The organism is Anaerostipes sp. CAG:276, assembly GCF_000432215.1.
Classification (GTDB): domain Bacteria; phylum Bacillota; class Clostridia; order Lachnospirales; family Lachnospiraceae; genus Anaerostipes; species Anaerostipes caccae.
In genome coordinates, this window is the sequence record NZ_FR889205.1 from 89,866 (window position 1) to 102,879 (window position 13,014).

Sequence of the window (13,014 nt, forward strand, 5' to 3'; positions counted from 1 at the left end):
AAAAAAACAAACGACAAAGGATGGGGTTTATATGAATCGTTTAAGAGGGAACAAAAAAAGGATTTACTTTAGTTGAATTAATCGTCGTGCTGGTTATTCTGGCGATCCTGATCGCTTTGCTGGTGCCGACTCTGACCGGGTACATAGACAGAGCCAACAAACGCTCGGCCCATGCGGATTTAAAGCTGATCGCAAACGCTGCTACTTCTGCCTATGCGGAGGTTTATGCTGACAACAACAGTAAAAATGGTGAAGTAATCTATTCTTCGGGAGCCGACTGGAGCCATGAGCAGGGTACCACCATAGATACCGATTTTAAGGATTCCTTCATGCATTATTTGGGAAGTGACATTGACTTTAGTAAAGTCCAGTATTTATACATCAGCCCGGACCGCCTGACGATTATCTACAAATATAAATCTAAAAACTATACTTATCAGAGATACGATAACACCGTCACCATTAAATAAATCATTCTTTAGTTTCGATATTCAAAAGCAATAAAAAAGATCCTTTTCAGGATCTTTTTTATTGCTTTTTATTCCTATCTTTTTATTGATTTGATTGGACTGTAGCTGCTGTAATACTTGGTTTTTCCAACTGTTTTATAAGAACGTATTTTAAAATAGTAACGTTTGCCTCTCTTCAGTCCTTTTTTGGTAAAACTGAATGTTTTAGCTGATGCAGTTTTTACCCTTTTATATCCGGAAGATTTCTTTTTTGACATATAAATCTGATATTTTGTAGTACCGCTAACTTTTGACCAGGTAACCTTAATGCTTTTCCTTCCCGATTTTTTAAGCTTTTTAATTTTGTTCGTCCTGGGCCGTACCGTAACCTTGCAGACTGCCTTTTTCCCGTTGGATGTCTTCGCTGTGATCGTTGCTTTCCCCACGCCCTTTGCAGTGATCTTTCCCCCGGAAGAAACAGCTGCCACTTTTTTATTGGAACTGGTCCATGTCACCGTTTTGTTGGAAGCATTGGATGGCGCGATTGATTTTTTCAATGTATAGGAAGAACCGTTCTTAAGCTTCAGGCTTGTCTTATTCCGCTTCATTGACGAAACAGCTGTCGTCTGCAGTGCATTGACGTTCCATGAGCCTATTTTAAAATTCAGATCTACATTTGTACCGATTCCACTGACCTTTCCTGAATCTGTACTCTGCCACATATGATAAGTTCCGTCATAATCACAGCGGTAATTATACTGTGCAACCCATCTTGGATATTTATCAAATACACTGCTTGTCAGCCGTGAAGTAAACCAGTATTTATTTGCATAAACACCGACATTCTTATAACCTGCGCTGTCCAGTGTCTTTATAAAAGTATCGGCAATTTCTCCTAGTTTCTTATTTGACAATCCTCCCTGAAATTTCTCATCTTCCATATCATAATAAATCGGATAGGAAAGCTTCTTACCCTTGACCAGGCGTATCACGTGTTCTGCTTCGCTTTTTGCTTTCGTCGTATTAGTTGCATACGAATATATGTATACGCCATAAGGCATCCCGATTCTCTCACATTCGGATGAATTGTATGCCCATGTTGGATCATCCTGGCTTTTAAGATTTTCTCCGTATCCCACCCTTAGAATGGCATAATCAACTCCGTCTGCTTTGACTTTATTCCAGTCAATTTTACCGTCCCATTTGCTCACATCGATTCCCTTTGCAGTGGCATTTGGAATTGGATTCCCCAGGGAATTCAAAAATACACCGTTTACATTTTTCCAAGCATTTGAAACTGCCCTGCCTCCTCTGGCTGATATGGATGGACCTATCGGCTCCTGCTGTTTTACCGGTTTTCCATCTTTAAACCGCCAACTGTTGGCCGGATCATGTTCTTCCGCACTTTTTTCTTCCGCAAAAACAGAAGCATGGCTGACGTAAGAAATTCCAGCCGCCAATACGATTGCTGAAACAAATACTGCAAGTTTATTCTTTACCCCTTTTACTCTCACTTGTCTCCTCCTTTTTCTATGTCAGTAGTATAACATCTTTCCGCTCATTTTCAAAACCCAATCACACAGAAAATTTTTCCATGAGTCTTCATGTAAAACAAAGTTTTCCTTACGCATCTGTGGACAGCCCTCGGAGATTTTGTATTTCATAGAGAAGGTCGTAGAACTTTTCTATGAAATGAAAAAGCCGCATCAGGACTTCTCCCATGCGGCATTCTCTTTTTCACTGATCAGACACACCCCATCCGGGACATCTCTCTCTTTAATCTTTTAATAATCTTCTTTTCCAATCTGGATATGTACGACTGGGAGATTCCCATTAAATCGGCAACCTCTTTCTGTGTTTTCTCCTCCCCATCCTTCTGGTTGATGCCGAATCTCAGCTCAATGATCTTTCTCTCCCGGTCAGAGAGGATCTTCATGGCATTCAGCAAAAGCTTCCTGTCCACCTCATGCTCCAGGTCCCTGTAAATAATGTCTTCGTCTGTTCCGAGTATATCCGAGAGCAGAAGTTCATTTCCGTCCCAATCCACATTCAGCGGTTCATCGATGGACACTTCCATCTTCGTCTTGTTATTTCTTCTCAAATACATCAGAATTTCATTCTCAATGCATCTGGAAGCGTAGGTAGCAAGTTTGATCTTTTTGGCCGGATTAAATGTATTGATGGCTTTGATCAGTCCGATCGTCCCAATGGATATTAAATCTTCAACACCGATCCCTGTATTGTCAAATTTCTTTGCTATGTAGACTACAAGCCGCAGATTCCGCTCAATTAATTTTGCCCTGGCTTCCGGCTCCTCCGCTGTCCCGAGCTTATGTATCATCTTCTCCTCTTCCTTTGCTTCCAGAGGAGCCGGCAGAATTTCTGCACCCCCTATGTAGTGGATTTCTTTTCCTTTCGCTAAAAAAGTCCTCTTTTGGCATGTCACATTAAGTTTCAGCACTGTACAACCTCCCATTACTTTATCTGACCAGATCCGGATGGAGCAGTAACTGATAGTGGCCGTCCCGGGAAAGCGGGTGCTCTGACAGTCCTATCAATCCTCTTTCTGCCATCCATGTCTGGCTGCTATTCTTGATTCTGATATTAGCTACAAGAATCCCCATCATCAGGCCGTTTTCCCTGCCAACCGTCCTGTATGGAATCATTCTTATATCTTTTAGCTTATGTTTTTCTATTAAAATGGTTAATGATTCATCTAAATATGGATTCAGTGCCTGTTCCTCCATGACGGAAACCGGGATCTTTTCTATAGGTTCGTATAAAAAATTCCCCGTATCCAAATAGGCAGTGACTCTGACCGTCCTGCCAAGGAGTTCAAATGATACCTGGTATAAGGAATCTTTCTGGCTCCTGATATTTTCCCAGACTGCACAATACAAAAAAGCCAAGAGGAGAAACGCCGCAAAACAGCCGAAAATCCAGATATGGATAGATAAACGGTATTTCACGAAGCTCCACAGTCCGCCCAGCAAGGCTGAGAGTGCAAATAAATATCCGGAACATATCAGACTTTTTCTCAGAGAGAGCGGAAATGCAAGCCAGGAGGTCGCTCCGATGCTTGCCGCGAGAAATCCAAGCTGGACTGCCTGATTTCCTTCCGCCGCCCATGCCGTCAGACACCCGAGTCCGCTTCCGGCCGCTGATGCCAGCAGGATACGCCAGACAGAACTCTGTGATTTCAGCGAACTTCTTAAAATAAGCAGCAGCCCCAGGAGGACCAGCCACTGTTCCAAAAACATCATCAAAAAAAACATAAGCTTATTATAAAAAAAGAGGTGCACGTACTTTGTCAAAAAAGAGAAGTGGCAGATACGTTAATTCTACAAAAAAACCCGTATCCTGCCTTACGGCAAGATACGGGCTTGTCCCACGTTTATTTTATTTTCTTCTGCTCTTTAATAAAAACTCCGGAATCACGATCTTTGAATCATGATCCTCTACACTGGCAGTCTCCTGTTCTTTGCTCCCATATGTAGATTCTGCTGTTTCAGCAGGCTCACTTTTCGGCTGACTGCTGTAGATAGGCTGTCCGGAAAAAACGGGAGGAGGAGTAATGCTTTTCTTCTTAAATCCTGCTCCTCTGGCTCCTGCCTCAGACTGGATCCCCGTGGCAACGATAGTTGCGCTGATCTGGTCACCCATATCAGAGTTGACAGTGCCGAAGATAACGTTGACTTCTTGTCCAGCCGTATCCTTCAAGTACTCTACTGCCTGCTGTGCCTCCAGCATACCCACATCACCTGAGAAATTGACGATGATATCGGTCGCTCCGGAAACTGTAGTTTCCAGAAGCGGGCTTTCCATGGCTGCCTTGATTGCTTCCAATTCCTCATCCGCAACACCCATACCGATGTGTGCAATACCCTTATCGCGCATAACCGTCTGGATGTCTGCAAAGTCAACATTGATAAGACCAGGATTGTAGATCATATCGGTAATTCCCTGAACACCCTGCTGAAGCACTTCATCAGCTTTTTTGAGTGCGTCCGGAATGGTTGTTTTCTTCTCGCAGATCTGAAGCAGCTTGTCATTCGGAATCACGATCATCGTGTCCACCTGATCCTGAAGACGCGCCACTCCCGCGACAGCATTATTCATTCTTGGCTTTCCTTCAAAAGTAAAAGGCTTTGTGACAACACCGACGGTCAAAATACCAAGAGACTTTGAAATCTCGGCAATCACCGGTGCTGCTCCGGTACCTGTTCCGCCTCCCATACCGCAGGTGACAAAGACCATATCGGCACCCTGTACCAGCTGTGTGATCTCATCCCGGTTTTCTTCCACCGCTGCCTCTCCGATCTCAGGTTTCGCACCGGCACCGAGACCTTTGGTCAGCTTTTCTCCTATCTGGATCTTCGTAGAGCACTTGCATAAAGACAGGGCCTGCCTGTCCGTGTTAATTCCTACAAGTTCCACTCCCTGTATATTTTCGTCAACCATGCGGTTCACTGCATTGTTGCCGGCTCCCCCGACTCCAATGACTAAAATTCTGGCTTGTGTGCTTTCTACATTCGGCATAATCTCGACCACGATGCTCCTCCTTCAATCTCTATCTCAAATTTTCTTATACTCATCCACATTATCATTTCATGTTATCTTCTTACATGATACAGTTTTTCAGTTAAACTTTCAACTACTTTTTCTTCTTGAAAATCGCTACCGGATTGTCCTTTGTAAAATATTTCATCGAGATGGTACCCTTCTTGCCTTTCATCTTAGGAAGGATACCTGTAAGCTCTGTAAGCTTCAAGTCCAGCTCCCGGCTGTTCCACAGATTAATCGTTAAATCTCCGCTGATCAGAAGGGCTTTCCCTTCTGCATTAAAATGGATCTGGCTTACCGGAAGATCATACTTGTCGATGGCCATGGTAATTTTTAGTATCTGCTCAAATACGGCAGTCTTCTTCTCCGGTATTTTTTCACCGAGAGCAATTTTTTTATAATTCAGCCCTGTGACCAGCGGCACATCATCATAGTGTTTCTCATAAATTTCCAGCGCATAGCCTTCCTTATCGAAATAAACATATTTCCCGTTATAATTCAGACACCCTGCCCGTTTTTTCTCATTGACCTGCACCGTCACCTGATTCGTCCCCTTAAGAGTTATCGTTACAGAATCTACGAACGGAAGCGTCTTTACAGGCGCAATCTTATTTCTCAGAAACAGGATCAGCCCGTTGCCCGTGTATGTATTGTCCTTCAGTGCGGCCGCTATCTCACCCTCTGTGTAATGGCTGTTCCCTTTTATGACAATCTTTTTCGTCTGGAATACTGCAAATAAAATAATACAGAGAAGAAACAGCAGGCCGGCAATGCAGCCGATAATTTTTTTCTTATTCCCAAGGCCCTTCTGCTGTTTTTTTGCCTGACTGATTGTAATTATTTTTTCATTTTTATCCATAATCAGTTCCTCTACATACGTATCTTCCTGGATACCGATAAAACCAGCCCCATCTCCGCCATAACGACCAGGATTGAAGTTCCGCCGTAACTTATAAACGGCAGAGGGATACCGGTCGGAGGGATCGTATTTGTTACAACCGCTATGTTAATAAATACCTGCACTCCGATATGAATCATAAATCCGATCACGATCAGGGACCCGAACAGATCATCCGAATTCATAGCGATCAAAAGCATTCTCCATATTAAAAGCATAAACAGAAGGATCAGACAGACAGCGCCGAATAAGCCCAGCTCCTCACAAATGATCGAGAAGATCATATCATTGTGGGATTCCGGTATGAACCCCATCTTCTGCATGCTCTGGCCAAGGCCCTTCCCAAACAGGCCTCCGGAACCGATAGCATACAGTGCCTGCATCGTCTGAAGTCCTTTCGGGTGAGTCTCCGGATTTTTCCATATCGCCACACGTTCGTTCCGGTAACTGTTGGAAAACGTCAGATAAAGCACTAATCCTGCGACACCTGAAAGGGCAATTCCCAGAAGCTCTTTGGTTTTCGGACTTACCACAAAAATCATGACCCCGACCATTGCTGTCAAAACGATCGCCGTACTTAAGTTCTGATAGGCAACCAGTCCGATGATCGGCAGACATCGGATGATAACTTTTACAGCAGCAGCCATCGTACGCATCCGATGGGCATTCTGTGATAATATGTATGCCAGATAGATCACAAGGAAAATTTTTGCGACTTCGGAAGGCTGGAACTGGAATCCTCCGATAGAGATCCAGCGCACAGCTCCTTTTTTAGCGGCACCGATAAATAATACGATGATCAGCAGTGCTACACTGAGTCCGTAGCAGCCATAGGCAATGATCTTTGCGTTGAGAATCCTGTAATCAAACCATGTGAGTGCTGCCATAAAGACCGCTCCCACTCCAACTGCAAAACACTGCCTGATGAGCCAGTGATACGGATTCCCAAAGTTCAGTGTACTCTTATATGAACTTGTACTAAAGATCATAACCAGGCCGAATCCCACGAGAAACATCACGATAAAAAGCATCGGATAATCGAGATAACGCCGCTTTGGCATGTATTTTTCACTGACTCTGCTTTTTTTCAAATCTTAGCGCTCCTTTAATTTGTTTACATACTCCTTGAAGCGGTCGCCCCGTACCTCATAGTTCGGGAACATCCCCCAGCTTGCGCAGGCCGGAGATAAAAGAACTGCATCGCCGGAAACTGCATGCTTTGATGCATACTCCACTGCTTCTTCCAGAGTATCTACATATACAATTCGGGAAAAACCATGGGCCTCGGCTGTTTTACCGATCTTCTCCGCCGTCGCGCCCAAAAGGATCAGTTCCTTCACTTTGCCGTCAAAGGCCTCGATCCAGTCATCATATTCTGCCTTCTTATCGTACCCTCCCCCGATCAGGAACGTGGGACGGTTCATGGCCTTGATCCCTTTGATGGCTGCATCGGTGTTGGTTCCCTTAGAATCATTGTAGTATGCAACATCTTTAATGGTATCTACATATTCTATGCGGTGTTCCACTCCTTTAAAACCAGAAACTCCCTTTCTGATCTGCTCTGCCGGAACCCCCATATAGTGGGATACCGCGATCGCCGCCAAAATATTTTCATAATTATGCCCGCCCAGAAGGTTGATATCGGCTTCTGTACATATGGTCTGTACTGTTTTGTTTTCTGCAAGCATGAAAGATCCGTCTTTAAAATAGACTCCTTCTTCCAGTTCATGATCCAGGCTGAAAAATACGACCCTGGCGTTTGCCCTCTCAGCCATATTTCTGGTCACTGGGTCTTCATAGTTCAGAACCATAACCTGATCTCCGGTCTGGTTCTTTCCGATGGATTCCTTTGTCTTTGCATAGACTTCCACTGTCCCATGCCGGTCCAGATGGTCCGGTGTAATGTTTAAAACGGCTGAAACCTTAGGGCAGAAGTCCTGTATCGTTTCCAGCTGAAAACTGCTGATCTCGGCCACAATAATGCTCTCGTCTTTTGTATCCAAAGCAACGCTCGTATACGGCGTTCCGATATTTCCAACCACATACACGTCACTGTAAAAACACTTCATGATCTCTCCCACCAGCGCTGTGGTCGTTGTCTTTCCATTCGTGCCTGTGATAGCCGCAATCTGTCCCCTGGAAACCTGATATGCGAGTTCAATCTCACTCCAGACAGGCCTGCCGGAATCCATAAACTGCTTTGATACCGGAGCATTGACAGAAATTCCTGGGCTAAGTACTAAGAGATCAAACTCCTCCTCTGCTCCCGGTGTGAGTTCTCCAAGAATCAGCGGAATCTCTTTTTTTCCCTCCAGTTTGTCATAAATATCCCGTGCCTTCAAGTGTTCATTTCCGTCATACAGACTGACAGATGCCCCGGAACGGATCAGGAGACTGGCAGATCCTATTCCGCTCTTCCCCGCTCCCGCAACTAAAACCTTCTTATCTTTTAATGTCATTTCCTGCTCCTTATCTAAATGGCGATCAGGCCGATCAGGCATAAGATTGCTGTGACGATGGCAAATATGGCAACAACTTTTGTCTCCGGCCAGCCGGACAGCTCAAAATGATGATGGATCGGCGCCATCTTAAAAACTCTTTTCCCTGTTTTCTTAAAATAAACGACCTGTATCATAACCGACAATACCTCGATCATGTAGATAAAAGCCACAAGCGGTACGAACAGAGGGAGCCTCAGCATAACCGCTGTGGCAGCCACGAACCCGCCCAGTGCAAGGGACCCTGTGTCTCCCATGAATACTCTCGCAGGGTAAACATTAAACACGAGAAATCCGAGCAAAGCCCCCACCGTGGCACAAGTGATGGGCCATAATCCCGGATCATTTCCGGAGATACCCGCTCCGATGGCTACAACCGTAAAAAAGGTAGCGATCAAAACAGTGACACTGGATGCAAGACCGTCGAGTCCGTCCGTAAAGTTGGCCCCATTGACAGTTCCCAGCAGGATAATAAAGATAGCGGGAACAAACAGTGCTCCCAGCTCCAGATATTTTCCGTGTGAAAAAGGGATCAGCATGGAGGTTCCAATATCCGTATGATTGATCAGATAGTATGCAAACACTCCGGTCACAATGATCTGTCCAAGCATCTTCTGCCAGGCCCTGAGTCCAAGATTTCTCTTCATCACGACTTTGATATAATCATCGATAAAACCGATGAAGCCGAATCCGAGGGTAACAAAGAGAACCGGTATAATGTTCGGATAATCTTTCACATAAAACAGAGAAGCCACAATGATGCCAAGCAGGATGATCAGTCCTCCCATCGTCGGGGTCCCTGACTTCTTCAGGTGGGACTCGGGTCCCTCGCCCCGGATGAACTGGCCGAATTTCAGCTTCTGTAAATATTTAATCATCATCGGGCTCAGCACCACGCTGACGAAAAATGCAATTAAAATAGGTTTTACGATACTATAATTCATGTTTTCACCTCATTTGTTTTTCTTATCTTTCCAGTATATCTTTATTTCTTTGTTTTATCAACCGTATAATCCTTGGAAATTCCAAGATAAGGAAGTGCAACTTTAAATACCTCCCGTACCACCGGCGCTGCGATGGTTCCTCCATAATAAGTGCCCTTCGGCTCGTCGATCATGACCAAAGCCATCACGGTTGGATGTTCTGCCTTTGAAAAACCTAAAAATGAGGAAATATATTTCCCTGTTCCGCGGGGCAGTTTTTCACTGGTCGCAGTCTTCCCTCCAATGGAATATCCTTCAATCTTACAGTTCCTTCCGGAACCTTCTGACACCACTGCCTCCAAAAGCTCCCTCATTGTCTCAGATGTTTCTTTTTTAATCACGTTTTTCTTTTTCGCAAATTCAAAAGTCTTCACTGTCTTTCCCGATGAATCCACTGCCTTCATGCCAAAATGAGGTGTCACCAGAGTTCCTCCGTTAACTGCGGCACTGGCAGCTCTCATCAGCTGCAGAGGAGTAATCTGGAAGGACTGCCCGAAAGACATCGTGGCAAGCTCCACCGCTCCCACATTCTTTTTGTTATGCATAATGGAATTTGCCTCACCCGGAATATCGATGCCGGTCTTTTCAAACAGGCCCATCTGGCGGAATATCGTATACATCCCGTCTACTCCTACCCTGGCTCCAACTTCCATAAAAACCGGGTTGCACGAATTCATAACACCCTCCTTAAAGGTCTCGGCGCCGTGCCCCGTGGTTTTATGGCAGCGGATCTTCCGGTCTTCCACGATCCGGAATCCCGGACAGCTGAAGTGATCCGTCACTTTCACTTTGCCAAGTTCCAGACCGGCGGTTGCAGTCACAATCTTAAAGACAGATCCCGGCTCATATGTATCATTGATACATGTGTTTCTCCACATTTGGTTCAGCAGTTCCTGTCTTTTCTTTCCTGTGGTGTTCTCTTTTTTCCCTTTCAGTTTAAACGGTTCATTTAAATTGTATTCAGGAGTGTTGACCATGGCATAAATCTCTCCGTTTTGAGGATTCATGATAATCATGGAAACCCGTTTTGCTCCCTTTTCTTTTCTTACCTTTTCACATGCCTGCCACACATAGTTCTGCAGGTTCACATCCAGTGTAGTATACAGGTCATTGCCGGCTACCGGTTCATCTCTCTCCTCGTAGGCACCGTCAATTTCTCTTCCGCCGCCGTCCGTCAGTGTCAGGATTCTTCCGGGTTTGCCCTGCAGATAAGAGTCATATGTCACCTCAAGCCCAACGATCCCCTGATTGTCTCCTCCTGTAAATCCCAGGACTTTTGAAGCCAGATCATTATAAGGATAAGTCCGTTTATAATCCTCATCCACTTTAACGCCGGCAAGTTCATATTTTCTGATACGGTCTGCTGCGTCTTTATCTACATTACTCTTAATCTTTTCCCTAACTGAATTTTTATAAACCTTTTTTTTGATTTCTGACTCATCTATCTGAAGTTCCTTTGAAAGGACCGATACGACTTTCTCTTTCTGCTTTGTCTGGGAATGAATCACAGAGATAGAGTAAACCGCTTTGTTGGATGCGATCTTCACCCCGTTTCTGTCATAAATATTTCCCCTGGGAGCCTTGATTTCCCGCTCTCTCTGGTGCAGGTCTTTGGCCAGCGCCAGATACTTATCTGCCTGCCCGATCATCAGATAGCCAAGCCTTCCCGCCATAAAGATCAGACAGAATGCAAAGATGCCGCCCATGAGAAGCATCCTTCGTTTATAACTTGTTTTCATAAAAAACTCCGGAATCCATACTGATAAAAATATATGAATCCAAGGAAACAAGTATGACATGTTTTACTTTTTCGTTTTCTGCACATTCATGTCCTTCAGTGATTCTTTTAATACATCTCTCGCCATTTCAACAGCCAGTCCGGTGTTGAGCTGTGAGTCTTTCTGGATTTCATCTATGACCACATATACAACAACTTTAGGATTTTCTACGGGAGCAAATCCGCAGAAGGAGACGATGTAAGTCCCTGCACTTCTCGGAATTTTCTGTGCGGTCCCTGTCTTTCCTCCGACGCTGTAGCCTTTGATCTGTGCTTTTTTCCCGGTTCCTTTTTCGACTGTCTCTTCCATATAAGTGCGCAGCTTCTTGGATGTATCAGCCGAGATCGTCTGTTTGACCAGTTCGGATTCCTTGTTGCTCACTACATTTCCTTTGTCATCCCTGGTCTGCTTCACCACATGAGGCTTATAGTAGCTGCCTCCGTTGACCAATGAACTGAAAGAAGATGCCATTTGTATCATAGAACAGTTAAAGGACTGTCCGAAGGAACTGGTAGCCAGATCAACATTCGTCATCTGGTCTGCGCCGTGCAGAAGGCCTGCGGTTTCCGCTTCGCCCGGAAGATCGATCCCCGTCTTTACTCCAAAGTTAAAATCTTTTTGATATTTTGCAAATACATCCTTACCTTCTTTAAAGGCAATATCCATCAGCGCCACATTGCATGAATATGCGATGCTGTCAGACAGACTCAGATTTCCATGTCCTTCTCTGTGAGAACAGTGAATCTTGTATTTCCCCACCTGTTTGTAACCGCTGCAGTAATAATGTTCATTTCCCTTGAGAATCCCGTCCTCCAGTCCTCCTGCCACCGTAAACGGTTTATAGGTAGATCCCGGCTCGAAACTGTTTGATACGATCGGATTCTTCCACAGTTCATTAAAGGCTTTTACCTTCTGTTTTTCTGACATGGAATTAATCTGGCTCTGAGAATATTTCGAGAGCAGACCTTTTTCATCTCTGGGGTGTTCCAGGTCATATTTGTTGGAGTTGGCCATTCCCAGGACTTCCCCATTGTTCGGGTCCATGACCAGAATAGAGCTTCCCTTACTGCCGTATTTTTTTTCAAACTTTTCCAGGCGGTCTTCGGCTATTTTCTGGATATTGATGTCGATCGTAGACACAAGTGTTTTGCCGTTTTCCGGATCTACTATAGAGTCATCCTGTTCCAGTTCCTCATTCAGATACGTGTATTTTCTTCCGTCCACACCGGACAGTGTACTGTTATAATACTGCTCTATCCCCGTTGTTCCAATGCTTCCGTCAGATACGAACCCGAGAAGGTGGCTTGCCAGACTCTTATTGGGATATCTTCTCACATACTTTTCAGAAAAAGTAATCCCCACAACCTTTTTTCCGTTTTTCGATTTCAGAAAATCTTTCAGATCTGCCACTTCACTGTACTTCATGTCTTTGTTGTACACTGAGTAATAAGAGTCTTTGTTGTCTTTTATATAGGACAGCAGATCATCCCGGTCAAGGTCCATATATTTGGTCAGTGCATTCAAAGCATTTTTCTGAGTCTGCTCTGTACGCAGGATATTTTTCGGTTCCAGGACCAGACTGTATAACTTCTGGCTGGTAGCCAGCGTGTTTCCGTTTCTGTCGAGGATATCTCCCCTTTTGTACGGAAGGGTCTGGCTCTGATAATTCTGCTGGGCCAGAACTTTTTTTTCATATGTCTTATTTTTTGCCACACTGAAATAAACCAGCCGGCCCATAAGGCAAATAAAAAGAATTGCTATGAGAGCCGATACAGACAGAGTCCTGACTCTCATAGCATTGTTTATTCTTTTGATCTTCTTATATTTCTTTTTTTTCAATAAAAC

The 13,014-nt window shown here is 44.5% G+C and carries 11 protein-coding genes; 1 reads left to right on the plus strand and 10 read right to left on the minus strand.

The features are described 5' to 3' along the window. Nucleotides 1-80: 80 nt before the first annotated feature. Nucleotides 81-470: a type II secretion system protein gene (locus tag QVP35_RS14400; RefSeq protein WP_083809551.1), complete on the plus strand. Its 390-nt coding sequence runs from the start codon at nt 81-83 to the stop codon at nt 468-470. A 74-nt stretch (nt 471-544) separates the two neighbouring features. On the opposite strand, the gene QVP35_RS14405 is transcribed toward QVP35_RS14400, so the two are convergent. The 10 genes from QVP35_RS14405 to QVP35_RS14450 form a co-directional block, all read right to left on the minus strand. Continuing rightward, nucleotides 545-1,963, minus strand: a complete 1,419-nt coding sequence (locus QVP35_RS14405; RefSeq protein WP_009290263.1) for a GH25 family lysozyme — start codon at nt 1,961-1,963, stop codon at nt 545-547. Nucleotides 1,964-2,193: 230 nt separating this feature from the next. After that, nucleotides 2,194-2,925: an RNA polymerase sporulation sigma factor SigE gene (sigE, locus tag QVP35_RS14410; RefSeq protein ID WP_006565514.1), complete on the minus strand. Its 732-nt coding sequence runs from the start codon at nt 2,923-2,925 to the stop codon at nt 2,194-2,196. Between the two features lie 4 nt (nt 2,926-2,929). Continuing rightward, on the minus strand, nt 2,930-3,709 hold the full coding sequence (locus QVP35_RS14415) for a sigma-E processing peptidase SpoIIGA (RefSeq protein ID WP_225103781.1): 780 nt from the start codon (nt 3,707-3,709) through the stop codon (nt 2,930-2,932). Nucleotides 3,710-3,848: 139 nt separating this feature from the next. Beyond that, nucleotides 3,849-5,000 (minus strand): cell division protein FtsZ, encoded by a 1,152-nt coding sequence (gene ftsZ / locus QVP35_RS14420; RefSeq protein ID WP_009290260.1) that lies wholly within the window; start codon nt 4,998-5,000, stop codon nt 3,849-3,851. 103 nt (nt 5,001-5,103) lie between these two features. Further along, complete coding sequence (locus QVP35_RS14425) at nt 5,104-5,871, minus strand: cell division protein FtsQ/DivIB (protein WP_022261305.1); 768 nt, start codon at nt 5,869-5,871, stop codon at nt 5,104-5,106. A gap of 11 nt (nt 5,872-5,882) precedes the next feature. Beyond that, the gene (locus QVP35_RS14430; RefSeq protein WP_009290258.1) at nt 5,883-7,001 is read right to left on the minus strand and encodes an FtsW/RodA/SpoVE family cell cycle protein; all 1,119 of its coding nucleotides are present in this window, start codon (nt 6,999-7,001) and stop codon (nt 5,883-5,885) included. 3 nt (nt 7,002-7,004) lie between these two features. Further along, nucleotides 7,005-8,369 carry a UDP-N-acetylmuramoyl-L-alanine--D-glutamate ligase gene (gene murD, locus QVP35_RS14435; protein WP_009290257.1) on the minus strand — a complete coding sequence of 455 codons (1,365 nt, stop codon included), beginning with the start codon at nt 8,367-8,369 and terminating at the stop codon, nt 7,005-7,007. A 14-nt stretch (nt 8,370-8,383) separates the two neighbouring features. Beyond that, nucleotides 8,384-9,352 carry a phospho-N-acetylmuramoyl-pentapeptide-transferase gene (mraY, locus tag QVP35_RS14440; protein WP_006565520.1) on the minus strand — a complete coding sequence of 323 codons (969 nt, stop codon included), beginning with the start codon at nt 9,350-9,352 and terminating at the stop codon, nt 8,384-8,386. A gap of 41 nt (nt 9,353-9,393) precedes the next feature. Then, nucleotides 9,394-11,106, minus strand: a complete 1,713-nt coding sequence (locus QVP35_RS14445) for a peptidoglycan D,D-transpeptidase FtsI family protein (protein ID WP_390610113.1) — start codon at nt 11,104-11,106, stop codon at nt 9,394-9,396. Between the two features lie 87 nt (nt 11,107-11,193). Next, nucleotides 11,194-13,008, minus strand: a complete 1,815-nt coding sequence (locus tag QVP35_RS14450) for a peptidoglycan D,D-transpeptidase FtsI family protein (RefSeq protein ID WP_009290255.1) — start codon at nt 13,006-13,008, stop codon at nt 11,194-11,196. Nucleotides 13,009-13,014: the final 6 nt, after the last annotated feature.

What these genes read in the sequence shown, in the direction of transcription:
- QVP35_RS14425 (WP_022261305.1), bottom strand. Translation starts at nt 5,871, where the DNA reads ATGGATAAAAATGAAAAAATAATTACAATCAGTCAGGCAAAAAAACAG.
- murD (WP_009290257.1), bottom strand. Translation starts at nt 8,369, where the DNA reads ATGACATTAAAAGATAAGAAGGTTTTAGTTGCGGGAGCGGGGAAGAGC.
- QVP35_RS14445 (WP_390610113.1), bottom strand. Translation starts at nt 11,106, where the DNA reads ATGCTTCTCATGGGCGGCATCTTTGCATTCTGTCTGATCTTTATGGCG.
- QVP35_RS14415 (WP_225103781.1), bottom strand. Translation starts at nt 3,709, where the DNA reads ATGTTTTTGGAACAGTGGCTGGTCCTCCTGGGGCTGCTGCTTATTTTA.
- sigE (WP_006565514.1), bottom strand. Translation starts at nt 2,925, where the DNA reads ATGGGAGGTTGTACAGTGCTGAAACTTAATGTGACATGCCAAAAGAGG.
- mraY (WP_006565520.1), bottom strand. Translation starts at nt 9,352, where the DNA reads ATGAATTATAGTATCGTAAAACCTATTTTAATTGCATTTTTCGTCAGC.